A 25634-nucleotide genomic window follows, 5' to 3' on the forward strand; every position below is an offset into this window, starting at 1 on the left:
TCTTTTCCCGATCTTAACGCTCTGCGAGGGGATACTGATGTTTGCAAGAATCGCGAATTTCATCGCTCATCATTATAAAGGGATCATTGCAGCATGGATAATTGTGTTAATTATTGCCCTTCCCATCGCGCCACAGGTTTTCAACATAGTCAAATACGAAGAAACGGAAATGGCTCCGAAGGATGTTGAGTCGATCATTGCGCAGGATTTCATCAATCAACATTTCCCCTCAGCAGGTCGAGAGGGGACCACGATCATTGTTCTCACGAATGAAAATGTTCTCAACGAGGAAATGAAAAAGACAGTTTTCAGGATCAAGAATGGCATCTTTAATGAAACACATGGTGGCAGAATCGATGGTGAGGTGAGGGTTGATACATTATATGATGCCCTAGAGATTTACAGCACTGGTGTGCTGAAAAATATTAATCAGAGATATCACCAAACAAAAGAAATGGTAAATCTCACGGCTTACGCGATTTTTGGTATCCCCTTTGAGTTCCGAACGCTCTGGCAAGAAACGAACAAGAGCTGTTTCCTGGTTTTTGGTATCCCTGCGATGCATCTAGCAACCTGGATGCAAATCAATATGACTTATCCGTCGTGGAATGTAAGCACAGTTGATTCAGTCGCCTATGAACAAACAAAGAATTTGTTGATGACAAGTCTCGAAGCGCAGGGATTGAATGAATCAGAAAGATCGCTCGCAATTGGATGGTACTCGACCTATGTCATGGCATGGAATGCTACGAGAGGAACACCTTTAGAATCTATGCCTTCAGAAAGAGCATCGAGAGCTTTGTTGAGCTTTGAAGATTTCCTTCTTGCTGCTACCTTGCCATCCGATTTCGAGACCTTCCTCTCCTCGATTTACTCGAATTTTGATTTGACAAATTGGAATGATTATCACGGTATTAATGCGTTCTGCAAGGAGTTATTCCTATCTCAAATGCAGTCGATGACTTCTCAGGTTCCAGCCTCATATGTTCAATTGTTCTCCATTTATTTCGAGACCTTCTATTCGCTATGGAACTCGTCATCATCCGTACCTGATGACCTGCATTTCAGAGGCATCGTGGAAACCTCAGTCGATGTGCTCACTCATACAGTTGGTGGAGAAGAAGGAGCGCTTATAACAGCAGTCTATTCAAATCTCGGCTGGAACGGATGGAACAACGATTCACTCATTTCACTGTTTACGGCAACAAATATTGCACAATTAGCTTCAGTAGATCTCTGGCTTGTGGTTGAAGTTGGAAAAATTTCTGCCGATGCGTCGATCTTTACGTTCCAGCAACTCTCTCATCAGATTGTTGTTAACCGCACAATTGATAATTTCCCACTGCCGATCATCCCTGCGCTTCTCTCATCGTTCGTCAATACTCCGAAAAACGATACAATGATCATCTCATTAACATTCGAAAGTAACGACGAGAATGTTTCGCTTGGGAAAGAATCAGTGAACATCATTCGTGAAATTGTCAGGTCTTCAACAGCTGGAGCGCAGGGCATTACTACTTACGTAACAGGATCGGATGCAATTTCCCTCGATCTCGAAAAATCGACGAACGAGGACATCGAAAGAATTGATCCGATCACCGTCGTCCTCGTCCTTATTCTGATCGGACTTTTCTTCAGATCCTTCATCGCATCGTCCATTCCACCGACGATCATCGGGATCGCGATGGGTGTGAGCTTTGCGGTTGTATACGCCATCGGTTCCTATTTCCTTCCAATACACTACAGTGTTCCAACACTCATGGTCACATCGATGATGGGGGCGGGCTGTGACTATTGTATTTTCATCCTTTCAAGGTATAGAGAGGAACGGCGAAATGGCTTATCAAAGGAAGAAAGCGTTAAGACAGCTGTAACATGGGCCGGTGAATCGATCGCAACGAGCGGCGCGACTGTGATTATTGGGTTTGGCGTTCTGTCACTCGGGCGCTTTGAAATGCTGAAATCGATGGGTATCGGCCTTGCCCTTGGAATCGCAATCGCGCTCATTGCGGCACTAACTTTACTCCCGTCGGCTCTCATGCTCCTCGGGGACAGAATATTCTGGCCCTCAAAGATGACGGCCGTGAAGAAAAACAACGGACAGAAAAATAAAGAAGGATACTTTACAAAGAGCGCCAAGTTTGCCATTAAACATGCGAAGGCGATCGTCCTTGTCGCGCTTGTTATTTCGATTCCCGCCACTTATCTGGTTTTGACACTTGAAACGAGTTATGACTATATTGAAGCGATGCCAGACAATGAGAGCAAACTTGGAATCAAAGTTCTCGGTGAGAGCTTTGGTGCTGGTAAAATGATGCCGACACTCATTGCTGTCGAGATGAAAAATCCCGTCATAGTTAATGATTCGATTGATGTGAGTGCTCTTGATGCCATTGAAGACTTATGCAAGGAACTTTCGAACCTGTCAAGTGTAGCGGAAATCATCAGTCCAACTCGGCCGCTTGGCGAGCACGAGCCAATCAACTATGCAAATCTATCGTCATATCCAGAAGAACAAGCCACGCAGTACATGGCGCTCATGAGAGGAATGATCAGCGAAAATGATTCGAAGGTCGTACTGGTCACCGTCAGCTTCAAGGAAGATCCTTTTGCGAAGGAATCGATCGATAGCATCGATGTCATTCGATCACTCGCTTCGAGATTCACAACTGAGAATGACAATGTCTCAGCGATTTACGTTGCTGGTTCTACGGCGATCATGTATGATATTTCAACGCTCGTCTGGGAGGACTTCAAAGCCATGGAAGTCTTTGCAATCATAGGCATTTACATCGTTTTGATGATCGTCTTGGGTTCGTTGATAAGCCCACTCCGATCGATCATCACGATCTTACTGAGCATTTCCTGGACAATTGCAGTTACGATGCTTCTCTTCAACTTCCTGCAGGGCGTTCCGATACTGTGGCTGATGCCAATGGTCCTCACAGTCGTCTGCCTCGGTCTCGGCATGGATTATGACATTTTCATCACGACAAGGATCAGGGAAGAGGCACAAAAAGGAAAGAGTGATACAGACGCGATCGTCCATGCAATGGAACGAACGGGCGGCATCATTACAGCATGCGGTATCATCATGGCTGGTGCATTCGGAACGATGATGCTGTCCGAGGGTGCGTTGCTGAAGGAATTCGGATTTGCACTCGCCTTTGCAATCCTACTCGATTCGACGATTGTCCGCATCTACCTCGTACCAGCTGCGATGTCGCTATTGGGTAAATGGAACTGGTACGCGCCTGGAAAGCTTCAAAGAGTGAAGAGAGAGAAGAAAAAATAGACGGTCTGTGCTTCAATTCGACCGAGTAGGGATCGTGAAATTGCTTCGAGAAATCAAAACCCCTGATCATCGTCGACTTATTTTTTAATTTCAAATCATGCACGCCAGCGCCTAAATAGGTTGTGCGTCTCGCCGATCTGATCCAGGATCTTTCCGACGACGAAGTCGACAAGATCATCAACGGTTTTCGGATTGTGATAGAAAGCCGGACTTGCCGGGAGGATTTTAACGCCGAGCCTGCATAATTTGAGCTGGTTTTCTAGCATCACAGCATTGACAGGCGTCTCCCTCGGCACGAGAATGAGCGTTCTACCCTCTTTCATGGCAACCGAGGCTACCCTTGTAATCAGCGTATCTGCGATGCCTGACGCAATCTTCGCGATCGTGCCCTCAGAACATGGTGCGATGATCATAGCATCGAAAAATTGACTTCCTGAAGAAATCGGGGCGAAAAGATCGTCATTTCGATAGGAATAATCCGCGAGTCGTTCAAGGTCTTCAATGTCAATCCCCAGTTCAAACCTGACAATTTCCCTGGCCGTATCTGAAACGATAAGAGTTTTCTCGCCGCTAAGCGTTTCCAGAAGACGCTTCCCGTAAATCGCGCCAGAAGCTCCCGTGATTGCAATGACAGATTTCACATGCACGAATTAGGGCGAATGGTATTTTAATTCTCTCAACGCATGAATCTTCCTGATTTTGAAAGATTACAAAGATTTTTATCGAGGATCACTATGAAATAAGAAAAATCAAAGGGAACTTTATGATAGGAGTGAGTTAAAGCCATATTTTCACGCTGTCCAAAACACTTTTATATAGGCAGTCTATTAATGCCGCAAGCGTCATCATTGAATGAGCAAGATTAAAGATCTTCCTGAGGTTGAATACAATGGTTACAGTCTTTGATGTCCCTGCTGACAAGGTAATCGAAAAGACAGCAAAAATCCTCAAGACCTACGAGACAATCAAGCCGCCAGAATGGGCAGATTATGTGCGGACCGGTCGGCATACAGAAAAATCACCAGTTCAAGCAGACTGGTGGTACACGAGAGCCGCATCGATCCTCAGAAAGGTGTATATTATGGGTCCCATCGGCACATCGAGACTTGCTGCGGAGTATGGTGGCTTCGCCGATCGTGGGTCTAAGCCAAACAGGGCGGTCAAGGGAAGCGGATCGATCACGAGGAAATGCCTGATGCAACTGGAAGCATCGGGTCTTGTCATGAAAGATAAGAAAAAAGGAAGGATCGTCACCCCTAAAGGGCGATCTCTTCTTGACAGAATTGCTAAAGAGATTCATGATGAAATGACTAAATCAACGACAGGTTGAATGGTTGTGATCTTATGGAGGATGCTGAGCTCGAGGAACTAAGGAGAAGAAAACTCGCCGAACTTCAGAGGCAAAGAGAACAGCAGTTGCTCGCTGAAGAACAGGCGAAGCAAATCGAGGCAGAGCGACAGGCCCTCCTTAGACAGATTCTCACACCAGAAGCAAGGGAAAGATTAGGTACGGTTAGAATGGCATATCCTGATATTGCAAGGCTGGTCGAAGATCAACTCATCATGCTTGTTCAAAGTGGGAGATTGGACAGGCAGATTGATGATGCGACTCTAAAACAGATATTGAGGCGCGTCGCGCCGAGAAGAAGGGAAATTACGATCGAGAGGAAGTGACTATGACTCGAAACAAGCCGTCGGCAATGAAGTCTCGTCTCATGAAGGCGACGAAACAGAATCGGAGGGTCCCCGCATGGGTAATGATCAGAACGAATAGGAACTTCTTGCGACATCCAAAGCGCCGGAATTGGCGAACACACAACTTGAAGGAGTAGGGATTCAATGGAACAGGAGGAGAAGATTCTCAACATTCCTTTGAAAAATACTAAAAAGGTGCCTCGGACTCAAAGAGCTGAGCGTGCGATTAAAGAGATCCGTGAATACATCGTAAGGCATTTCAAAGCTGATGAGGAGGATGTTTGGATCGACAACCGATTGAATGAGGCGATCTGGAGCAGGGGAATCAGCAAACCGCCGTTCCGCATCAGGGTCAAGGCGGTCAAATTCGAAGACGGACTTGTCGAAGTTTCCCTCCCAGAGGACTGATCAATCGGTGCGTTTGGCATGATGAAACTTTCAAATTACAACGGAAACCCGTATATCGGTGTGTATTGTGTCGCAAATGAGTTTTTTTCTTTAATTCCCTTTGATTCATCAAAATCGCTTGAACGTGATATTGAGGAGGCACTTGGCGTTCAGGTTGAGCGATGCTCGATCGCTGGTACGAACATCTTGGGATCTCTTGTTGCGATGAATTCATACGGTGCAGTTGTCACCAATATGGCCTCGCAAGAGGAAATCAAAGCCATTTCGAAACGAATTCCAGTCTACCGAATTGAAGACAAACTGAATGCAACTGGTAATAATATTCTCGTCAACGACAATGCTGCCCTTGTGCACCCCGAAATCGGAAAGAAAGTTCTAAAAAAGATTGAGAAGGTTCTACAAGTCGAAGTTGTTCAGGGGGCTCTGGCAGGACATAAAACTGTGGGGTCCGTTTGCATCGCAACAAATAAAGGCGTTCTCTGTCATCCAAATACCCGAAAAGAAGAACTCGAAATGATCCGCTCGCTTTTCAAGGTTCCTGCCTCGATTGGAACGCTTAATTACGGCACTCCAATCGTAAGAGCATGCCTTGTTGCTAATTCAAAAGGAGCTGCCGTAGGATATAAGAGTACGCCTATTGAGTTAGGGCGCGTGGAAGACGCGCTAGGGCTTCTCTAGAATTTTTATAAGATGACCGAGTAAAAAAAGAAAGAAATCGGTCGAGAATAGAAGTTTGTTCGTTGTCAAGGTGAGAAAATCCAATACTCCGTCTCTGGGGGAAGGTCTTCCTTTGCGAACTCGATTTCATTGCCGACTCGGAGAATCTTTTCCTCCTGGATTCCCGTTAAAAACACATCGACCGGCTGGATTGAAAGCGAGAGACCGGCCACTCTGAAATGCATCGGTATGACGATTCTAGGATTAATGTCGTTAACAACTTCTCGTGCCGATTCAATGTCAATTGTCGGAATACCACCAACAGGCAGAAACAAAATGTCGACTGATCCAAGCGTACGAATCTGATCTGGATTAAGTCGATGACCGAGATCTCCGCAATGACAAAACTTTATTCCATCCAATTCAAAGCTGAAAACGACATTCTTTCCACGCTTGGCCCCATTGACTTCGTCATGAGCTGTGACAATTCCAAGAATTCTCACACCTCTGACAACCCGTTCACCAGGTTCCTTTACGGCCACATAGTCTCCCTTGACAATTCTCAGCGCATTGTGATCGAAATGATCGTGACTGACTAAGACAATGTCCGCCTTTACGTGGGGAGGCTTGATCCCTAACGATTTACCATCATGTGGATCTGTGATGATAGTCACAGCGTTCTTAATCTCAAAGCACGCATGACCATGCCATTTGATTTTCATATCAAACACCTCACATCACTTCGACGCCTTCCTGTTCCGATGATTTAAAAATAGCGCCGCAAGCGGGACAGAATTGATCGTCCAATGAAACAACTTCGTGACACACAGGGCAGATCAGAACCTCCAATTCACCATTATTCGTGTCACTTGATTTACTATCACATTTTGATGCTCCTTCACCGACACGTTTTATACCAATAATTTGCGTAAAACCAAAAACGATCATCATTGCCCCAGCTATCGATACAGTCCATCCAAGAACCCAATTGACTGTGAAAGTCGATGAGATAAGAAGAATCGCCAGGTAAACTGAAAAGCCAACGATCACAAATCCAGCAGTGAATAGTGTTGCTTTGATTTCCAGTGATAACAGACTCACTGGCTTGGCGTAAGATTCTGCTTCAGTGGATTCTTCGCCTCGGATCTCGCCACGCCTAACAATAAGTTTTCTGATTGCTGAAGCACTCTTGGGGGAGACTTTTTCAACGGCCACGCGATCGGACAAATCCTCGCCTTCCACCATCGTTTCCACGAATTTTTCGACTTCAGCTTCGACTCCTGTCGTTTCTTGATCTAACCTCGGCGGTTCAACCTCTTCTTTTTCAGCAATCGGAAGAACAGATGGTTGCGTGGTTTCAGCTGAAGATGAAAGCGTTGCAGGTCGATCCTCTGCAAATGACCCCTCGAACTCACGGGAACTCCGCGTCTCTGTAATGCTGTATGGCGTTTCGGAAATTTCTGATGTTTTCGCTTGCCGTGGATATCCCGCCAACGGTCTTTCCTTTTCATCATATGTGAGATCTCTCACTCTAACCAGTGTTGCTTCTACGATTCTGGATTCTTCTTTTTCCACAGTTTTTTCAGGTTTTTGTAGTGCAATCCGCTCAAGCTCCAAAAGGTGATCGGTCCACTCATCCTTGACATCGCTGAACTTCCATCCGCAGAAGTCGCACTCAGTGGCTGAAATCTTGTTGCGCAAACCGCATCTGGGGCATTCTTTGAATCCAGACTTTTTTTCCATTCTATGTTTGCATGAGAATCATCGCTTATAATTCTTTTTACGGAAAGAATTTTTGCTGTAGATCCTCTCCTGAGCCTCAATTAAGTTTTAACATTGCCTCCTCTTAAGACGACATCATAGACACGGAGGATTATATAAACATGAAAAATATAAATGACGAAATATCAAAAATGAAAGATAATGATAACCCACGTACCCAGATAGGAATTGAATAGCCAAGGATTCGTAAGAATTCCAGAAAAGAAAGGTGTTTTTGATTAGAATTAAATCATTGAGGGGAGAGCCGCCAGAATAACCTGACCACTTGATAACCATGGATAACAATTTTCCTGAGGGGGGCGCATTGTTGGTCAATGAATGACAAAATACAAATATGTTGAAACTGGATGAGTTTAGTGAATGAAAATCATGGTTCTATGTGTGGACCGTGACGACGATTTCGGAGTTAAGACAGGCCTCAATAGCCCTTTTATAGGAAGGGAGGAGAACCTCAATGCTGCCCTAGCATTGGGACTTAAGGATCCTGAAGATTCTGACACGAATACTCTTCTTGCCGCCATCAGCATCTATGACGAAATGGTCAAATCTGGAATCGACGCCGAAATAGCAACGATCTGCGGCGATGTTAAAGTGGGCTATCAATCGGATCTCGTTCTCGCAACCCAGCTCGAGAATGTTCTTGAAATGATTAAGCCTGATAGGGTGATTCTTGTCAGTGATGGTGCCGAAGATGAGTACATTTACCCGATGGTCTCTTCGAGAGTGAAGATCGATTCCGTCAGAAGGGTTTTCGTCAAGCAGGCGCCGACCGTCGAAGGCGCTTACTACATTTTGATCAAAATGTTACAGGATGATAAGATCAGGAGGAGATTAATTACTCCGATCGGTCTGGTTCTTGCGGTCTTTGGATTTTTCTCTCTCGTTCCAAAGATCATTCAACTCGTGAGCGAATGGGACATAGCCCTTGTGCCTGGAATGGTTGCTGGAACGATTGCTGTTGTTCTCGGGCTTTACTTGATTCTCTATGCTTACAGAACTGGTGAAAGGCTCAAAGAATTCTCGAGAAAGGCAGGAAGGGCGATCAGATCGGGAAGCCAAATGATTCCATTTGCTATACTATCGGTCGCACTTATTTTTCTGGGTTTTGTTTATGGGTTTGATGCCGCCAACGCGAACGCAGAAGCGGGAATTCTCGTGCAGGCGCTTCTGTTTTTGAGTGGTACTATTTGGGTCTGGATCTTTGCAGTTCTTTCCTACGAGACGGGGCGCTTTGTCAATCATTTCCTTTCGGAGGGAAAGATTTACTGGACTTATCTTGTCGTTTCAATCACAATTTTTGCGATTGGCTTCATTATCCAGGGCGCGATCGATGCGACGCAGTTCTTCCTTGGATATCGGACGTATGAGGAGCTTATCATCCTATTAGAGGTCATTTGTGGATTCTTGCTCGCGGTCTTCGGCGGTCTATTGAACACAATCATGAGAAATACCGCCGAAAAGAAAGTGCCAGAAAAGAAAGAAGCTGCAGAATCAATTGAGTAGGTGGTTCGGTGGATTTTCGCGAGTGGGAGCCATTGTATTGTAAGATACTTGAAGAATTCAAATTCTCGCGCATCGATGATGAACTCTCCGCACGATTACTCAATACGATGATCGAAGGTAAGAGAATCTGCAAGCCTGAGTGTCTAGAAAAAATTATGCAACGCAGAGTTACTGTTTACGGCTATGGGCCAAACCTTGAAACTGAAATAGAGGATATCAGGCCAGTTGGAACCCTCATATCAGCAGATGGTGCGACTTCCGTTCTTATGAAAAAAGGAATCATACCAGATATTATCGTTACCGATCTCGATGGAGATATTAAGGCGCAGATTGAAGCAAATTTTTGCGGTTCAATCGCTGTGATCCATGCACATGGTGACAATATTGAAAGGATTAGAAATGCTTTGCCTTTTTTTGAAGGCTGGGTCACGCCAACGACCCAGTCCGAGCCGTTCGGGAATGTTTACAATTTCGGTGGTTTTACGGACGGAGACAGAGCTGTCACCCTTGCGAGACACTTTGGTGCATCTCAGATTTATCTTGTCGGATTCGACTTTGAATCGGTGAGAGAGCAAGAGGGTAAGGATTCGATAATAAAGGCAAGAAAACTGAGGTGGGCAAGGCGAATCATTTTTGAACTCAATCCGCCGTCCGTCTCGCTGTTGATTCCTTGATCCAATTGAGGTAGTTCTCATGCCCCTCAACAATATCGTATCTCACGATGCACGGAATTTCATAAGGATGTATTTTTAGCACCAGCTGTTTGAGCCCTTCGAAGTCTTCTGTCCTGATTTTCAATAGCAGAATAAATTCGTCAGCTTCCTCAATGCGTTCTTTCCACCAATACAAAGACTTAATTGGAAAATAATTCGCACAGGCAGCAAGTCTCCTCTCGAGCACGGCTTGTGCAATGCTCTTTGCCGACCTATGATCTGGTGTGGTGATTAAAACGGTGGAATACACTAAAGTTCATAGAAAGATTCTCTATTTAAATTTACGGTGTTGCTAAGTTGATTTGAATCTATCTAGTAAGCTGACATTGAAAGCACATTAGAAGAACGGAACCATTCAAAAAAATATGGTTGAGATTGCTTCCTCCTTTCAGACACGATTAAAATCAGAATTCGCCGGCAATGCTAAAACAGGCATTGAAAGCACTTATAACAATCAAGGATTGCTGTGATACCGTCTGGCTATTATGATATCATTTCAAAACCTATTTATAGCAACAAGGCTTTATCAAATATCCAGTCCCCTATTTGATTTCTTTGTGGGGGGATAAGGAGGAAATCAGAAATGGAAGGCGAAGGCGAAAGACTTCCCAGGGAGGGGGCACCTAAAGGCTCGATGACGAAAATTATCGCCGCGGTCATTGTAATCATCATTGTCGTCGCAGCCATCGCTGGTGCTGTTCTTCTCATGGGAGGAAAAGTCGTTGAAAACAAGAGCCCAACAGTCAGTGCAACAGCGGATGCAACCACCATTATTGCAGGCGAATCTGTCACCTTTGACGCATCAGATAGTACGGATCCAGACGGTGAAATCGTTCAATATATCTGGAATTTTGGTGACGGTGCTACAGATAACGTCGCTGGTGCTGTTGTCACCCACACTTATGCATTTCCAGGCAAGTACCTTGTCACCGTGACTGTGGTGGATGACAAGGGCGGAAGAACGACGAACTGGAATGCGCCAATCCGTGTCGAAGTTCTGCACCCAACTGTGGAAGAAGTAACAAATGAAACGCAGCCGTATGTGGTCGTAGCAAGCAGCGATGATATCGTTGAGAGCGGAACCAAGGTTGACTTTGATGCGAATTCTTCGGCAGCATATGCGGTGATCTGGGACGAGGATGCTGAGGAATGGATAGCAGCTATGGATAGCGGATTAATTGCCTCCGTTGTATGGAGCTTCGGTGATGGTAATGTTTTAGCAGGCAACTTCGAAGATCTAGCGATCGTCAACCACACTTATGTCGGCAACGGAAGTGTTTACGCCTCGTGGCTGGCAGTGACAAGCATCCGTGGTGCGGCACAGATGTACTACATGACCATCATCGTGTTGCCAGAGGAAGTTACAGTACCAGTTGCAATCAAAAACCCTGACACATACATCGTTGCGACAATCGGAGAACCTCAATCACTAGATCCGGCCTATGATTACGAGACAGCTGGAGGGGAGATTTTACAGAACGTCTACGAGACGCTGGTGTGGTATGATTATACCTCTGGATCTGCAGATAAACTGATTCCAATGCTAGCCACTAATGTACCGACAATCGAAAATGGAGGCGTTTCACAAGACGGACTGAATTATACCTTCCACATCCGACAAGGCGTTAAATTCCACGATGGCACGACTATGAACGCATACGACGTTGAATATTCACTTGAACGCGTGCTGAGGATCAATGACCCAAGCGGTCCAGCCTGGATGATGGGACAGGTGATGATTCCAGATTATGGACCTGGAACGCTCGATCCCGATGCCATTAATGCCTCTGTGGAAGTTGTGGATGAATACACGATCGTCATACACCTCATTCAGCCCTACCCGGCATTTATCAAAATAATGGCATACACGGTGGCTTCGATCGTCTCAATGGAGTATTTTGAGGAACACTTGGAAAGCGATACAGCTCTGCTAGATAAAGACGCATGTGGCACTGGGCCTTTCAAGCTGAAGGAATGGGTATCGAACCAATACATCATGCTTGAGAGATTCGATGACTACTGGAGAGAGCCTGCAAAACTCAAATACGTCATCATCAAGAAGGTCCAGGATGTCAATACAAGAGAAATGATGCTATTCTCAGGAGACGCTGACAGTGTCTACATCCCGCGCCAGCATACGTCCGATGTTAGAGGCAAGCCCGGACTGCGTATCGTAGAAGGACTCCCGACATTTAACATCGACTTCATCGGCTTCAACCAGAACATACAGCCTGGACTTGATATAGGAACTATCCCAGCAACGTTCTTCTCGGATATCAATATAAGAAAGGCATTTGTGCATGCATTTGACTATGAAACTTTCATCGAGAGTACGCTCTTTGGTACTGGCATACAGGCAAGAGGGGCAATTCCGAAGGACATGTTTGGTTATAACGAATCCGTGCCGCTCTTCGAATACAACCTGACAAAGGCCGCTTATTACCTGACACAGGCAATTGATCCCACAACAAACAAAAGCTGGGCGGAAAAGGGCTTTGAAATAGTGTTGTACTATAATGCGGGTAACACAGTCAGAGAAGCAGCTTGCGGGCTTCTCAAGAAAGGACTTGAATCTCTGAGTGGGAGAGAAATAGGTGGAATAACCATAGGAACCATAAAAGTAAAGGTAGAACAACTCGACTGGTCCGGAGAATATTTACCGAGGTTATTCGATCGCCAGTTACCTATTTTCGTCCTTGGATGGGCACCTGATTACGCCGATCCAGATGACTACACATTCCCGTTCTATCACGAAAACGGAACCTACGCTTACTTTGCTGGCATCAACAACCACACGCTGACACTAAAAGTTGAAGAAGCGGCAAAAGAATTCAACGAAACGAGAAGAGCAGAGCTGTATTATGAGATCGAGATGGCGGTATACGAAAATGCGTATTACCTGTGGCTAGCACAGGCAACGAACTTCCACGTCGAACGCGACTGGACACAAGGCTATTATTACAACCCGATGTTCGCTGGCCTGTATTATTACCCGATATATAAGGCCTGACATTCCAAACTCTTTTCGTCCCTTTTTATTATTTTTTATATTTTCTCATGCCGTCAACCCCAACTTTTGGATCGGAATCCAAGACCCTGATACCGCTATTGTACGATCTCTCAAGCTGGCCGAGAGTCGACGCCGTAAACCACCATTAGTCACATTAGTCAGGTTGTCGGAAAATGCTTTATAGCAAAATCTCTTTCCAGGAATTGAGGTGTCGCTGCTTTGAAACTGGGAGCCTATATAATTAGAAGGCTTCTGCTGCTCCTTCCTGTTTTACTCGGTGTCTCGGTTTTCATATTTACCTTGACCAGAATTGGAGGAAACCCAGCTGCAGCATATATGAGCGAGAGAATGACTCCCGAACAAGTTGCCCAAATCTACGAGAAATTCCATCTCAACGAACCGATATATGTACAGTATTGGTATTGGTTGGATGGCATCTTGCATGGGGATTGGGGGTATTCGAAGGTAGCAAGAGCCCCTGTAACAACAGCCATAGGTTGGTATTTTCCGGCTACTGCTGAATTAGCCATTATTAGCATGATCATTGCCGTTGTAGTGGGAATCGCCCTTGGCACAATCTCCGCTGTGAAAAGAGACACACCTGTCGATCATGCAACGAGAGTTATTGCACTTTCTGGCGTTTCATTACCGATTTTCTGGCTTGGTCTAATACTCCAATACGTCTTTTTTTATAAACTTCAATGGTTTCCTTCCGGCGGAAGATATGATGCATTATTGTATCTGCGGGAAGGACCTATTCAAAGGTATACAGGCTTTTGGACGATAGATACGCTGTTGAGTGGAAATCTCACTTTGTTTGGCGACGCGCTCATGCATCTTGCCCTTCCTGCTATTACACTTTCATTTGGGACAATCGCAATCATTACGAGGATTATGCGGTCTAGCATGCTGGAAGTCCTCAATCAGGATTATATAAAAACTGCAAGATCAAAGGGATTACCTGAAAAGACTGTCATTAAAAAGCACGCAAGAAAGAACGCTCTCATCCCAACCACGACGATCGTGGGACTGTCATTTGGCGGATTACTTGGTGGCGCGGTTCTCACTGAAACGATTTTCTCGTGGCCTGGTATGGGGCAGTGGTCCACAGCCGCGATCACGATGAATGATTGGGCCTCGATAATGGGATTCGTCTTGGTCACCGCTCTCATTTATGTTATTGCAAATCTTGTTGTAGACATCCTATACGCATTTCTCGATCCAAGAGTAAGGCTGGGGTGATACGATAACACTTGATGCTTATCGAGGGAAAAAGGAGAATCAGAAATCACGCATCAACTACATTAAGAAATCACTATCACCGCGAATTAGAGAATTCCGCTACTCACTCTTTCTTATGAGGAAGAGTTTATTGGCGATAGTTGGCTTAATACTTGTACTGACAATCGTGGTGATCGCCATACTAGCACCAGTGCTGGCACCGATTAAACCCGGCCAAACAGATCCCATGGATATCCCAAAAGATTACAAGCCTCCGAAGCCGCCGGGTGCTGAAGGATATATTTTAGGAACAGGCAAATTTGGAGCGGATATTTATTACGGCATCATTTGGGGTGCTAGGACATCCATTTATATTGCTCTCTATGTCGTGTTCGTCGCATCTATCATTGGCATCGTTCTCGGTGCCATAGCCGGCTACTTCGGCGGTGCGATCGATGAGGCCATAATGAGAATCACTGACATCTTTCTTTCAATTCCAGCGCTGATATTGGCGATGGCAGTCGCCGCGGTATTGAGCAAAAATCTCGAGAACACTATGCTCGCCTTGATAATCGTGTGGTGGCCACCCTATGCCCGACTGATACGCGGCCAGGTATTATCTATTAAAGAAAACACCTACGTTGAGGCGGCGAGAGCTGTTGGTGCAAAGAGGAGCAGAGTCCTTTTCAGACATATCGTGCCGAACTCACTGGCGCCGATGCTGGTTTCGGCTACGATGGATCTCGGCGTCGTTGTCCTCGTCGCAGCAGGCCTCAGTTACATCGGTTTTGGGCCACCGACGGGCTATGCGGAATGGGGAAAGATGGTTTCTGATGGGCAGGAATACTTCCTCAGCGAGATACCATATCCCTACCCGGATGGTCCGAGATACAACCCATGGTGGATGGTGACCTTCCCCGGTCTGATGATCTTTATATTCGTCCTCGGATTTAACCTACTGGGTGATGGCTTAAGGGACATACTCGATCCACGTCTGAGGAGATGACTTCATGGGGCAAAACAACGAAGTGCTTCTGGAAATTGAAAACCTATATACGAATTTCTACACCTACCAAGGAGTCGTCAAGGCGCTCGACGGCATCAATCTCACGATCAGAAAAGGCGAGACGTTTGGCCTTGTCGGTGAAACAGGTTGTGGGAAAAGTGTGACAGCAAATTGCATCCTTCGTCTCATTCCCTCCCCACCCGGAAAAATCGAGAGGGGAAGTATCTTCTTTATGATGCCTCCAGAGGTCAGGCAGAGAAGAATCGAACTTCTCCGCAAGGTCGCTGAGATTCAATCCTCTGAAAAGGAGAATGGAAGGAAAAAGGAGTTGGAGGATGCAAAAAAGGAACTTGAAAAGATCCGGAAAGAATACGATCTGCTATCGAAGAGTATTACTTACATGCAGAAGATCCGTGGAAAGTACATCTCGATGATTTTCCAGGAGCCTATGAGTTCGCTCAACCCAGTTTTTACTGCGGGGGAGCAAATCGCCGAAAACTTTCTGCTTCATGAAAAGCAGGAACTTTCGAAGGCTGTTTTGAAGAACATTGAAAATGAAATTGAAGAAATTAAGTCGAAGAAATCAAGTCTCGGCTTACTCAGACTGCCGAGCCTTCTCTATTACAGAAAGATACTTAAAATGATGAGCAAAAAACCCGATACTTATGCCATCAGATTCCTTGCGAGAATTCCGCTCCTTAGGCGATTCCAGAAACCTCTCAAACAAGAAGCGCTCCGCCGAGCTGAGGATATGCTGAAGCTGGTGAGAATCCCTGATCCAAAGAACGTTTTGAAATCTTATCCGCATGAGTTGAGCGGTGGAATGCAACAACGCGTAACGATCGCGATGGCACTTGCATGCAAACCACGGTTGTTGATTGCCGATGAACCGACGACAGCGCTCGATGTCACGATACAGGCACAGATCCTCAAACTGATGAAGGATCTGCAACTGCAGACGGGCACTTCAATCCTCCTCATTACTCACAATCTTGGTGTCGTGGCGGAAACATGCGAAAGGGTTGGTGTCATGTATGCAGGTGTGATGGCTGAGATTGGCCCTGTACGATCGATTTTCAAGGAGCCACTTCACCCTTACACGCAGGGGCTGATGAATTCAATTCCAAAACTGACGACTGAGGGCACAAGACTTGACATCATTCCGGGAAATGTACCGAATCTCGTCCATCCGCCACCAGGATGCCGTTTTCACCCACGATGTCAGTTTGCAATGGAGATTTGTAAGAGAGAGAAACCTCCAATGCTTGAAGTGAGACCAGAGCATTTCGTCGCTTGTCATCTGTACACGAGGGGGGCGAGCTGATGGAAGAGTACCTCGTCGAGGCCCGCGGGTTGAAGAAACATTTCCCGATACGCGCAGGGCTGTTCAGGAGAGAGCTCGGTAGTGTGAAGGCTGTCGATGGTGTCAACATCGCCATAAAGAAGGGCGAAACTGTGGGTCTCGTAGGGGAAAGTGGGTGTGGCAAAACAACGGCAGGCCGCTGCATGCTCAACCTGATCCCGCCAACGGAAGGTCATGTGTATTATCGAATGCCTTCGGAAGTAAGAAAAAGGCTCATCGAAATCGAAGAGAAGTTGTGTCAACTGGATGAGAAGAATCAATTTGATGAAAAGGAGAAGGTCAAGCTGGAAAACGAATTGCTTGAGATCCAGAAGGCTTACGCACTGGACATGAAGGAAGAGGAGGAAATGAGAAAACTCCGGCGCTACATGCAGATTGTTTTCCAAGATCCATTTTCCTCCCTTAACCCAAGAATGCTCATCAAGGATATCGTTGGCGAGCCGCTCCTCGTCCACGGTGTCGCGAAAGGAGAGGAGTTGAGAGAGCGGGTTACAGCTCTTCTTGAGAGAGTTGGTCTCAACCCAGAACATCTTTATAGATATCCTCACGAATTCAGCGGCGGGCAGAGACAAAGGATCGGCATTGCACGCGCATTTGCACTCAATCCAGATTTCGTTGTGTTAGATGAGCCAACTTCCGCGTTAGACGTTTCTGTTCAAGCACAAATCTTGAACTTACTCAATGATCTTCAGGCGGAGTTCGGGCTTTCCTATCTTTTCATATCCCACGATCTCAGCACGATCAAGTACATGTGCGACACAATCAATGTCATGTATTTGGGAAAGATTGTTGAAACGGCGAGCAAAGATGAACTCTTTAGAAAACCACTTCACCCTTACACCGAGGCACTCCTTTCGGTCATTCCGATTCCAGATCCCGATCTTCGAAGAGACAGGATCATCCTCGCTGGCGATATTCCAAGCCCGGCCAACCCGCCATCAGGTTGCCGGTTCCATACGAGGTGCAGATATCGTGAGGCAATATGCGAACAGAAGGAGCCGCCCCTCGTTGATAAAGGCGGAGGGCATCTTGTCGCCTGCCATTTCCGATGAGAAATAGATCATGGCAAAAAAACGCATAATTAGAATTCAAGAAAAGGAGAATGCACAGGAAAAGACCGAGGAAGTCAAAGAACCAGAGATGCCTTGGTCTTTGTGGATTAAAAAAACCTATCTAAAGTACTGGTATGCAGTTGGATGCATGTTCCTCGATTCATTTCTTATTCTCGAAATCATCAGAATCTATGGCGCTGGCGCGACTGCTCCCTTAATCGCATTTGCGCTTGTTTTGCTAATTCTCGGCGAAGTCTTCCTCTACAGCAAAATCTGGAAGCGCGAGTCGAACAAAAGCGGAAAGATTGGATAAACAAAAAAAGCACTGGAATCTTATTATAGCATGATTTCCATGTAAAAAGCGATGTCGTCTGTTGCGGTGATTCTCGCATCAGTCATCGCATCGCTGATGATTTTCATCACCATCGTGTTGCTCGTTGCACATTACACCTCGGCTGGCCTCACCGATCTTTGGGTGGAGGATTCCTTGTTGGAGACGATCGCGTACGCCGCTCTCGTCGCAATTGCAGCAATCTTTTTTTTTCTTTCATCAATCTCAAAATCGTCGATGGTTTCCCACCTGTCAGTATCAACATCACTGGCGCCCTTGTTCCTCTACTCATCTCGTGTCTAATCATTATATTTCGAAAAATCAAAATCGTTCACTTAATCATTTCAGTATCCATCACGATACTTCTATCATACGCCTTCACCGATATCAGGAATGGCCAAGTCGTGATCGATTTTCCTTTCTGGCTCGTCGTTTCTGCGGTTGCAGCCTTGTGCGCTTATATTCTTGCAGGTGAAAAGGATTTGTTACAAGCCTCCGCGATTTCGTATGCAACGGCAAGTCTCGGTACATTTATTGGCCTCGACGTTTTGCAACTGGCCTCGCTATGGGGCAATGAGACGAGAGAATTCATTTTTGGAGCGGGCGGTATCATTGATTTCGTCTTTCTCGCAGGGATCATTGCCATTGCGGTCCTGTGGACCGCAACGAGTTTTGCTTCTTGCATGAAAAAAATAATCATTGCTTTAAATCATAAACGATCAAACAGGGAAATTTGATCGAAACGAATATGCCAATACTTTCTTTAATTTGAAAAACGATTCGGGTTTTTGGGGAAAGTTTGACAGTTGTAAGCATGGATGACGTTGTAATGGCGTTGAAAAATACGCTGGGAAAGAAAGGAATGGCCGAGAATGATATTAAACGCCTAGCAGAATATCTGATGAGCTTTTTTGGCTATACGAATGAAGTCATCGACAATCGTCTCACATCTGAAGATAGAGATGTTTTCTACATGCTCGAAGAGGAAGGATTGCTGACAACAACGCAGGAAGAAGTGCATTTAAAAAAAGGAAAGCTTTGGAGAATCCATTACTGGATTTTGAAGAGCGATCAAATTCTTCGTCTCGCTAGACAAGGTGATGAAGAACAGAAAAAGAAGGACGATTCCTCGGCAATTTATGACGAGATTTCTGATGAAGTTTGGAGTCGGGAATGATCTCTGAAATCATGGTTTTCACGTCCTCTGCCTGTTAATCCTTTAATACTTCTTTTTCCTTTACGAGCCAGAGAATTTGATGAACCCATACATTATCGCGCTCATCGTCGTTATCGCATACATTTTTTTAGTTTACTCCTTGCACAAACTCGGATTCCTTGCAAAACACGGAATCCGAATGATCGGGCCAATCCTCATGTGGAGGACATCGAGAGGAAAGTTGCTGATAGAAAAGCTATCGAAACCAAGGAGATTTTGGCATTTCTACAGCGCTTTTGCCAAGATCATTTGTATTGCTGCGATGATCGTTATCATGGCCCTGCTGATCTGGGAAGCAACGATAGTCGCAAATATTCCTGCGGAAAGGGCACCGGGACCTGAGTTGCTTATCGGAATCCCAGGGATCAACCCGATCATTCCGATCGGTTACGGCATCGTTGGATTGATTGTCGCCGTCGTGGCTCATGAATTCGCTCACGGAATCATGACACGTGTTGGCAATATGGCAGTGAAATCTCTTGGCCTCCTATTTCTCGTCATTCCATTAGGCGCATTTGTCGAACCTGATGAGGAGGAGCTCGTCAAAACTGAGAAAAAGAAAAGGACGAGTGTATACGCGGCAGGTCCTGCGACGAATATCGTACTTGCACTTATTTGCGCCCTGATTTTTTCTTCACTCTTCGTCGCTTCGGCAACTCCAGTCAGACCGAATCCCGTTGTTATCAATGTGGCCAACGATAGCCCAGCAGAACATGCAGGATTGCTTTTTGGATCTCAGATTGTAAAAATTGAAGGAGTAGAAGTCGTGAATATATCTGACGTCGAGAACATCAGTGTTCCTGACCCTGGCGAGTTGGTTTCTGTTGAATTCTATTACGCAGGTCATATTAATAGAGTGAATGTCACATCCGGAGTCGTGGTCACCCAGATAGCACCTGGTTTGCCCGCAGCCAGGGCTGGAATAAAACCGGGAATGATCATCGCTTCGATCAACGATACCATCGTGCGTAATGAATTTGATTTTAAGAGAGCTATGTCATTGACAAAACCATATCAGACGGTGAATATCACATTACTTGCGTACTTTGATGCAACAGGAACTTTCGAAGTGTTTGATGAGATAACGGAGATAACGCTGGAAAGCAAGTTGGAATATTATAAGAAAATGGTGCCAGAACTGATCGGACCAGATTTCAAGGACACAGGATATCTCGGCATCAATACGGCATACATCGGTGCGACGCTCAATTCACCAGATGTACTGTTGAAAAGGCTCGCTCACCCATATGAAGGTGTTACCGATTTAGATGGCTTTATTTCATCAACGCTCACATATATCTCACTGCCATTCCTCGGTCTCGCGCCGTTGAGATCTCCATTGGCCGATCTTTTTGTTCCAGGGGGCACGATGGCATTTCTCCCCACCAGCACTTTTTGGGTTATTGCCAATTGCATGTACTGGATCTTTTGGATAAATCTCATGGTTGGCCTGACAAATGTTTTACCAGCTGTCCCACTGGACGGTGGATATCTCTTTAAGGATTGGCTCGATTCGTTCGTCAGGAAGTTTAAAAAGAATGCAACAGAAAAGGAAAGAGAGAAATACATCGCGGCGATCACTTACGCTCTCGCTTTCTTCGTTTTAGTGCTGATACTCTGGCAGATTATTGGACCACGAATCATCTAGATATCCTTTTTATCTCTTCGCGAACGAGATGAAAATTACACGAAATCCTGACTCGTTGCATCGGGGGCATAGATCAGGATCGAGCGATTTGAAATTTGAAAAGAGCTCGTATATCTCCCCGCAATTTGGGCATCTCCTGTAGATGGCAAATGGGGGCCGGAAATGCTCGCAATATTCAACGACTTCCTCCCTGTCGTGTGGACAGAAATCAGTCCAACAATTATCACACAGACTCCTGCGACTGAGATTGACGCAAAGATGCTCTCCGACCCTCACCTTTGTCATCAGATTTCACCGCAATTTCTTTTGACGTTATTTAATCCTTATAGTATTTGAATCTAAATAATGCAAATCACGATCATTTTGCTTTAATTTCGTCGCGATGTGAACATAGTCATAAAAAAAAGAAAAGATGGGGAAAATTCATCGCGCGATCTTATGCAATGTCGTTTCTCATCCTATCTTTGAGCTCTCCGATCTTGCCCTTGTTCCAGCTGCTTGTCTTTGAAAAGAAACCAGTGACTCTTGTGATTCCTTCGACATCAGGCGAAGAGCAATATGGACAGGTCGACCTCAACCCTCTGCTCGTCTTACCGCAACTCAGGCAGGAGGTGAACTCAGGACTGAAAGCAATTTGAGCATTTTGACTGTTCTCAAATGTCTTTTTGACGAACGAAGCTATGCTCTCTGCTGGAGGCTTATGTTCACCGAGCCATACATGCGTGAGTGCGCCGGCTTCAATTAACGGATGGAAGAGCCCTTCTGTTCGCACCCTCTCAATCGCGCTCACCGGCGCTCCAACGTTGAGATATGTCGAGTTTGTGTAATAGATTTCACCAGTGCTCTTATTGCCCCGTATGACCGTAGGAGCTTGGAGTGGATAATACTTCATATCGAGTCTTGCAAAGCGGTATGCGGTGCTTTCGGCTGGTGTCTGCTCGAGAGGCATTCTTATGCCAAGCTCAGCAGCGAGCCGATCGGCCTCAGTTTTCATCGCCGCAATCACTTTTAAACCGAACCTCAACGCATCTTTTGATTCATGCATTTGTTCACCAGTGTGATACTGAACCATCTCGTTGAGTCCGACCATTCCGACAAGATAAGAGGCCTTTTCGAGCCTGAAATAAGGCTCTCCATCGAGATTCATTGTCAGAAGTGCAAGAGGGCCGTGTTTACCCATCTTGAGCAGCTTCATGATGAATTCTCTTTTCTGGAGATGAGCTTGTGCGACGAGTTCCACTCGTTCCCGGAGTATCTCGAAGAGTCTTTCATCATCCTGATGCGCTTCATAAGCAATTCTTGGTAGATTGATCGTCACGTTTTGCATCGCAGAGTACCTCATCTTCCAAGGCATCTTAGCGTCCTCGAGATCATTTTTGTCGAGCTTGAATGCCAATCTACAGCATTCGCTGATTTTTGCAGTATTTCCACGATCAAACACGAAATACGTGTTTCCTTTCTCGGATGCTACATGCGATATTTTCTGCAGAAACTCTTCGTGACCCTCGGTTGAGAAGAACTTTTCAGTCATATGGACATTAGGTTTCGGGAAGAAGAATGGTCTGCCGAGTGCATCGCCTTCGAGATAAACATCAAAGAGTGCCGATACAAACCTCTGACTTTCTTCGATGTAATCCTCGTAATTCTGCCCCGTGAATTCACCTTTCGGACCAATTGCGGGAACGCCAACGAAGTGGTCTGGAATTTCCCAGTAAAGATTGAGATCGCTGAAGATTGATTGACCGCCTCTTGCTACGGCTTGCTGTGCAAACTCAAAAATCAGAATTTGTGCAAGCTGCTTCATCCTGACATCGTCAACATTCTCGAGGTAGGGAGCGAGGAATATGTTAACAGCATCCCATCCTATTGCGCCCGCGAAGTGACCTTGGAGAGCTGCTGAGAATTTTATAATTTGCTCAATGAGAACTTCTGGATGCTTCGCCGGTTTTGCAATTGATATCGCATTGGGTAGATTTAAACCGAATTTCTTAACATATTCAATTGATTGTCCGCTGCAATAGGGTCTGTCTATCATGCCTAGATCATGCAGGTGAATGTCACCCCGCATGTGCGCGTCTGCAAGTTCCTGCGAAAAGACTTCAAGCAACGCGAACTCCTTCTTGATCCTCTCAGCAAGTGTTAGATTTGTGGCCTCGGGTCCATGCGGAACATTAGCATTTTCTTTGTTTGGATTCATGATGATCTGTCTTGTGTCATAAAGTGGTACACCGAGTCTCGTGTGTTGCTTCCTTATCTTCGCCAGCCCGTATTCTACAAGCTTCGCATTCGTCAGTTCTCTAATTAGAGGTGCTGTGATTACATCTAGATCGAGGCTCAATATCAATTTCTCGACTTCGCGAGCTACGATCGAAGCAGCGTCCTCGCTGATCGTTGTTTCACGGATCAGCGCTTCGTAGATCTTGCTCCGATCCCATTTCTTTATCTCTTCGTCAGATGTCCTGACAAAGAGCGACAATTCAGTCGACTCTTTTTCGTCGGAGTAAACTTCTCCAGGTTCGCGAAGATACTCTACCGCCTTCATGTTATCACACTTCTCAAAAGTGATGCTCAGATATTACGCATCCCATTACAAGGCAACTAATACTATTTTCACGCCTGCTTAAAGGCATTTTGGAACACGTTTTGATAAAAATTAACGGTTATTGAAAGGTTATTTATTTATCAAATCTTTTACCATATCTGTGATCAATTGTTCCATCCAGAGGAAGATTTAAGGAGAACAATTTACGAAATACTAGGCACTGAAGGTAAATCTATCAGCGCCCTTTCAAAAGAATTGGAAAAAAGAGGATTTAAAATCCACCGGTTGGTATTGACAGGATATCTCAGAGCATTAGCAGACATTAGACTACTCAGAGAATATGAGGTACCTCCAGCTAAACTTTACGTTCCTGCGAAAGCTCAGGAGAAGGATATTTATACTGTCGTAGGAGAAAAAGCCAGGATGATAGCAAGTGGCGAAAAGGCGAATGCCCTGATCTTGTACACACTCTGCAAACTCTTCAAACGACCGATATTTCAGGATGAATTAAAAAGAGCAGGGGTTGAAGACCGAATGCCCGGGAGGATCGCGACAACGGAAGAAAGACAGGAGGCAAAGAAGGTTCTTTCAAAAGCTGGATGGAAAATCCCCGATAGCGTCAAAGCATATTTAATCGAGGATGAAACGCTCAAGGAAGCGTCCGATGAGATCCTAAAGATGATTGTTTTGGACCTTTTTGACGCATGGCACATGGTAAAGGAAACAACTCAGACTAAACTCTCAATTTAGCTCTCAATTTAGATTATTCCCAGAGGAAGTGAAAAACCGCTTTCACAAAAGAGAACATTTGATTGTAGAATTCGGGGGTGGAAAATATTTAGTCTTAAGCACATACAGAGCCGCATGAATCTCGAAGCCCTCATATCAGATATCAGAAAACACCCTGGCATTACGAGAAAACGTACGATCTCCGACGTTCTTCACTTCTTCCCAAAAATCGATCAACAAAACATCCTGGCCTCATGGGGAGAGGACGCTGCTGTCATCGAATTTGGCGATTCTGTTCTTCTGCTCGCCGCGGATGGTATCATGGAACCGCTGATGAAGACGAATCCCTACTTCGCGGGTTATTACTCAGTTCTCGTTAACATTCATGACATTCTTGCAATGGGTGGGGTTCCCCTTGCCATGGTCGATGTGATTTCGATGAAAGAGGAAAAGATCTGCGCACAGGTGATGAGAGGCGTTGAGGCAGCTGTAAGAAAATTTGGAGTCCCTATAGTTGGCGGCCACACCCATCCAGATTGTGAATATCATGCTATCGATGTTGCGATTCTTGGCGTTGCGGGAAAGAATGAAGTTATTTACAGTCACACAGCCGAAAACGATGACGATATTATTTTCGCGATGGACACAGACGGTTATTTTCCGGAGAAGTTGCCTTATGCATGGGACACCACATCAAAGAAGAGCGAAGAATTCGTAAGGCGGCAGATGCGCATCATGAATGAAATCGGAAAAAGAGGTCTCGCCAATTCTGGAAAGGATATAAGCAATCCAGGATCTCTAGGGACGCTTGGTATGCTGCTCGAAACCAGCGGGAAAGGGGGTATCGTTGATATCGATTTGATACCAAGGCCTGAAAATGAGGATCTAACACAATGGCTCAAAGCTTATCAGGGCTTCGGATTTGTACTGACAGCGAATCCCGAGAATTCTGAAGAAATTATCAACTTGTTTAACACTGTAAATGTAGACGCGGCAGTCGTTGGGAATGTGCAGTCAGGCAGTAAACTTATTCTGAAACAAGGGAATAATACAGGCGTTCTCTTCGATTTTGACAAGGATGTAATCGCGGGATGCAAAGGGCCCTTCATAACAGAAAGAATTCGCAAAAGATCCGAAAACGTGTGCTAGGCCACAGGGGTTGCCGCCTGGTTCGATGAGGATTATCCGGACACCTTCTCGGCCCCGTTTCCCCCCGAGCGTCGGTAGTTCATGGTTAAGCTGCTCCCGTCAGGGCCTGACTCGTTCCCCATGATTAGAGCAAAGGACGCAGCCCTCCAGCTGCATCACAATGCTGCCACCGACCCCGGGGAACAAGACCTCATCGTTGGTGTAAGGGTCCTCATCGTTCCAGTTACGACGTCCCCTGCTGTCACCCCCGCATATCGACGATTTCGGTGTATAAGGGCACGCCGAACGCCCCGGTCGAGCCTAGCGGATGCTCA

General features: G+C 45.7%; 25 protein-coding genes and 1 other RNA gene. 19 read left to right on the top strand and 7 right to left on the bottom strand.

From position 1 onward, the window contains the following. Positions 1–37: 37 nt before the first annotated feature. On the top strand, positions 38–3295 hold the full coding sequence (locus H5T41_02290) for an MMPL family transporter (GenBank protein MBC7107612.1): 3258 nt from the start codon (positions 38–40) through the stop codon (positions 3293–3295). Between the two features lie 95 nt (positions 3296–3390). Here the strand turns inward: H5T41_02290 and H5T41_02295 are convergent, their stop codons facing one another. Then, the gene (locus H5T41_02295) at positions 3391–3936 is read right to left on the bottom strand and encodes a UbiX family flavin prenyltransferase (GenBank protein ID MBC7107613.1); all 546 of its coding nucleotides are present in this window, start codon (positions 3934–3936) and stop codon (positions 3391–3393) included. A 248-nt stretch (positions 3937–4184) separates the two neighbouring features. On the opposite strand from H5T41_02295, the gene H5T41_02300 reads away from it, so the two are divergent. Genes H5T41_02300 through H5T41_02320 form a run of 5 tightly spaced genes read left to right on the top strand, consistent with a single transcriptional unit; the run spans position 4185 to position 6076 of the window. Beyond that, positions 4185–4625 (top strand): 30S ribosomal protein S19e, encoded by a 441-nt coding sequence (locus tag H5T41_02300; GenBank protein MBC7107614.1) that lies wholly within the window; start codon positions 4185–4187, stop codon positions 4623–4625. Positions 4626–4639: 14 nt separating this feature from the next. After that, positions 4640–4969, top strand: a complete 330-nt coding sequence (locus tag H5T41_02305) for a DNA-binding protein (protein MBC7107615.1) — start codon at positions 4640–4642, stop codon at positions 4967–4969. 2 nt (positions 4970–4971) lie between these two features. Further along, positions 4972–5127 carry a 50S ribosomal protein L39e gene (locus H5T41_02310; GenBank protein MBC7107616.1) on the top strand — a complete coding sequence of 52 codons (156 nt, stop codon included), beginning with the start codon at positions 4972–4974 and terminating at the stop codon, positions 5125–5127. 7 nt (positions 5128–5134) lie between these two features. After that, complete coding sequence (locus H5T41_02315; protein ID MBC7107617.1) at positions 5135–5398, top strand: 50S ribosomal protein L31e; 264 nt, start codon at positions 5135–5137, stop codon at positions 5396–5398. Between the two features lie 18 nt (positions 5399–5416). Further along, a complete protein-coding gene (locus H5T41_02320; protein MBC7107618.1) occupies positions 5417–6076 on the top strand; it encodes a translation initiation factor IF-6 in 660 nt (219 codons plus the stop codon). 65 nt (positions 6077–6141) lie between these two features. On the opposite strand, the gene H5T41_02325 is transcribed toward H5T41_02320, so the two are convergent. Both H5T41_02325 and H5T41_02330 read right to left on the bottom strand, forming a co-directional pair. Further along, positions 6142–6777 (bottom strand): MBL fold metallo-hydrolase, encoded by a 636-nt coding sequence (locus H5T41_02325; GenBank protein ID MBC7107619.1) that lies wholly within the window; start codon positions 6775–6777, stop codon positions 6142–6144. 10 nt (positions 6778–6787) lie between these two features. Beyond that, a complete protein-coding gene (locus H5T41_02330) occupies positions 6788–7798 on the bottom strand; it encodes a zinc ribbon domain-containing protein (protein ID MBC7107620.1) in 1011 nt (336 codons plus the stop codon). 399 nt (positions 7799–8197) lie between these two features. On the opposite strand from H5T41_02330, the gene H5T41_02335 reads away from it, so the two are divergent. Together H5T41_02335 and H5T41_02340 are read left to right on the top strand one after the other, a co-directional pair. Further along, positions 8198–9340, top strand: coding sequence for a DUF373 family protein (locus H5T41_02335; protein MBC7107621.1), 1143 nt, complete (start codon positions 8198–8200; stop codon positions 9338–9340). 8 nt (positions 9341–9348) lie between these two features. Next, entirely contained in the window at positions 9349–10014 is a 666-nt protein-coding gene (locus H5T41_02340) for a DUF115 domain-containing protein (protein MBC7107622.1), read from the top strand. On the opposite strand, the gene H5T41_02345 is transcribed toward H5T41_02340, so the two are convergent. After that, entirely contained in the window at positions 9980–10303 is a 324-nt protein-coding gene (locus tag H5T41_02345) for a divalent-cation tolerance protein CutA (GenBank protein ID MBC7107623.1), read from the bottom strand. The genes H5T41_02340 and H5T41_02345 overlap by 35 nt on opposite strands. Before the next feature lie 333 nt (positions 10304–10636). On the opposite strand from H5T41_02345, the gene H5T41_02350 reads away from it, so the two are divergent. The 9 genes from H5T41_02350 (at position 10637) to H5T41_02390 (ending at position 20900) form a co-directional block, all read left to right on the top strand. After that, complete coding sequence (locus H5T41_02350) at positions 10637–13063, top strand: PKD domain-containing protein (GenBank protein ID MBC7107624.1); 2427 nt, start codon at positions 10637–10639, stop codon at positions 13061–13063. A gap of 219 nt (positions 13064–13282) precedes the next feature. After that, positions 13283–14305, top strand: coding sequence for an ABC transporter permease (locus H5T41_02355; protein ID MBC7107625.1), 1023 nt, complete (start codon positions 13283–13285; stop codon positions 14303–14305). Between the two features lie 115 nt (positions 14306–14420). Then, complete coding sequence (locus tag H5T41_02360; GenBank protein MBC7107626.1) at positions 14421–15290, top strand: ABC transporter permease; 870 nt, start codon at positions 14421–14423, stop codon at positions 15288–15290. A gap of 4 nt (positions 15291–15294) precedes the next feature. Beyond that, a complete protein-coding gene (locus H5T41_02365) occupies positions 15295–16614 on the top strand; it encodes an ABC transporter ATP-binding protein (protein MBC7107627.1) in 1320 nt (439 codons plus the stop codon). Next, on the top strand, positions 16614–17705 hold the full coding sequence (locus tag H5T41_02370) for an ATP-binding cassette domain-containing protein (GenBank protein ID MBC7107628.1): 1092 nt from the start codon (positions 16614–16616) through the stop codon (positions 17703–17705). Before H5T41_02365 ends, H5T41_02370 begins: the two co-directional genes overlap by 1 nt. 10 nt (positions 17706–17715) lie before the next feature. Further along, complete coding sequence (locus H5T41_02375) at positions 17716–18018, top strand: hypothetical protein (protein ID MBC7107629.1); 303 nt, start codon at positions 17716–17718, stop codon at positions 18016–18018. A 158-nt stretch (positions 18019–18176) separates the two neighbouring features. Further along, positions 18177–18773: a DUF1614 domain-containing protein gene (locus H5T41_02380; protein ID MBC7107630.1), complete on the top strand. Its 597-nt coding sequence runs from the start codon at positions 18177–18179 to the stop codon at positions 18771–18773. A gap of 62 nt (positions 18774–18835) precedes the next feature. Beyond that, positions 18836–19213: a hypothetical protein gene (locus H5T41_02385; protein ID MBC7107631.1), complete on the top strand. Its 378-nt coding sequence runs from the start codon at positions 18836–18838 to the stop codon at positions 19211–19213. A gap of 79 nt (positions 19214–19292) precedes the next feature. After that, positions 19293–20900, top strand: coding sequence for a site-2 protease family protein (locus tag H5T41_02390; protein ID MBC7107632.1), 1608 nt, complete (start codon positions 19293–19295; stop codon positions 20898–20900). Positions 20901–20909: 9 nt separating this feature from the next. On the opposite strand, the gene H5T41_02395 is transcribed toward H5T41_02390, so the two are convergent. Further along, positions 20910–21185, bottom strand: coding sequence for a hypothetical protein (locus tag H5T41_02395; GenBank protein MBC7107633.1), 276 nt, complete (start codon positions 21183–21185; stop codon positions 20910–20912). 151 nt (positions 21186–21336) lie between these two features. Then, entirely contained in the window at positions 21337–23442 is a 2106-nt protein-coding gene (gene nrdD, locus H5T41_02400; protein MBC7107634.1) for an anaerobic ribonucleoside-triphosphate reductase, read from the bottom strand. Positions 23443–23610: 168 nt separating this feature from the next. Between nrdD and H5T41_02405 the strand changes: the two genes are divergently transcribed. Together H5T41_02405 and H5T41_02410 are read left to right on the top strand one after the other, a co-directional pair. Further along, complete coding sequence (locus H5T41_02405) at positions 23611–24192, top strand: hypothetical protein (protein ID MBC7107635.1); 582 nt, start codon at positions 23611–23613, stop codon at positions 24190–24192. A gap of 114 nt (positions 24193–24306) precedes the next feature. Further along, positions 24307–25320 (top strand): methanogenesis marker 2 protein, encoded by a 1014-nt coding sequence (locus H5T41_02410; GenBank protein MBC7107636.1) that lies wholly within the window; start codon positions 24307–24309, stop codon positions 25318–25320. Here H5T41_02410 and ffs read toward each other — a convergent pair. Next, positions 25315–25626: signal recognition particle sRNA (gene ffs / locus H5T41_02415), an RNA gene on the bottom strand. The two genes, H5T41_02410 and ffs, sit on opposite strands and share 6 nt — an antisense overlap. Positions 25627–25634: the final 8 nt, after the last annotated feature.

This window comes from Methanomassiliicoccales archaeon, assembly GCA_014361295.1.
Classification (GTDB): domain Archaea; phylum Thermoplasmatota; class Thermoplasmata; order Methanomassiliicoccales; family JACIVX01; genus JACIVX01.

What these genes read in the sequence shown, in the direction of transcription:
- H5T41_02330 (MBC7107620.1), bottom strand. Translation starts at nt 7,798, where the DNA reads ATGGAAAAAAAGTCTGGATTCAAAGAATGCCCCAGATGCGGTTTGCGC.
- H5T41_02375 (MBC7107629.1), top strand. Translation starts at nt 17,716, where the DNA reads ATGGCAAAAAAACGCATAATTAGAATTCAAGAAAAGGAGAATGCACAG.
- nrdD (MBC7107634.1), bottom strand. Translation starts at nt 23,442, where the DNA reads ATGAAGGCGGTAGAGTATCTTCGCGAACCTGGAGAAGTTTACTCCGAC.
- H5T41_02320 (MBC7107618.1), top strand. Translation starts at nt 5,417, where the DNA reads ATGATGAAACTTTCAAATTACAACGGAAACCCGTATATCGGTGTGTAT.
- H5T41_02350 (MBC7107624.1), top strand. Translation starts at nt 10,637, where the DNA reads ATGGAAGGCGAAGGCGAAAGACTTCCCAGGGAGGGGGCACCTAAAGGC.
- H5T41_02305 (MBC7107615.1), top strand. Translation starts at nt 4,640, where the DNA reads ATGGAGGATGCTGAGCTCGAGGAACTAAGGAGAAGAAAACTCGCCGAA.
- H5T41_02360 (MBC7107626.1), top strand. Translation starts at nt 14,421, where the DNA reads ATGAGGAAGAGTTTATTGGCGATAGTTGGCTTAATACTTGTACTGACA.
- H5T41_02390 (MBC7107632.1), top strand. Translation starts at nt 19,293, where the DNA reads ATGAACCCATACATTATCGCGCTCATCGTCGTTATCGCATACATTTTT.
- H5T41_02365 (MBC7107627.1), top strand. Translation starts at nt 15,295, where the DNA reads ATGGGGCAAAACAACGAAGTGCTTCTGGAAATTGAAAACCTATATACG.
- H5T41_02325 (MBC7107619.1), bottom strand. Translation starts at nt 6,777, where the DNA reads ATGAAAATCAAATGGCATGGTCATGCGTGCTTTGAGATTAAGAACGCT.
- H5T41_02370 (MBC7107628.1), top strand. Translation starts at nt 16,614, where the DNA reads ATGGAAGAGTACCTCGTCGAGGCCCGCGGGTTGAAGAAACATTTCCCG.
- H5T41_02410 (MBC7107636.1), top strand. Translation starts at nt 24,307, where the DNA reads ATGAATCTCGAAGCCCTCATATCAGATATCAGAAAACACCCTGGCATT.
- H5T41_02300 (MBC7107614.1), top strand. Translation starts at nt 4,185, where the DNA reads ATGGTTACAGTCTTTGATGTCCCTGCTGACAAGGTAATCGAAAAGACA.
- H5T41_02395 (MBC7107633.1), bottom strand. Translation starts at nt 21,185, where the DNA reads ATGACAAAGGTGAGGGTCGGAGAGCATCTTTGCGTCAATCTCAGTCGC.
- H5T41_02290 (MBC7107612.1), top strand. Translation starts at nt 38, where the DNA reads ATGTTTGCAAGAATCGCGAATTTCATCGCTCATCATTATAAAGGGATC.
- H5T41_02310 (MBC7107616.1), top strand. Translation starts at nt 4,972, where the DNA reads ATGACTCGAAACAAGCCGTCGGCAATGAAGTCTCGTCTCATGAAGGCG.
- H5T41_02335 (MBC7107621.1), top strand. Translation starts at nt 8,198, where the DNA reads ATGAAAATCATGGTTCTATGTGTGGACCGTGACGACGATTTCGGAGTT.
- H5T41_02315 (MBC7107617.1), top strand. Translation starts at nt 5,135, where the DNA reads ATGGAACAGGAGGAGAAGATTCTCAACATTCCTTTGAAAAATACTAAA.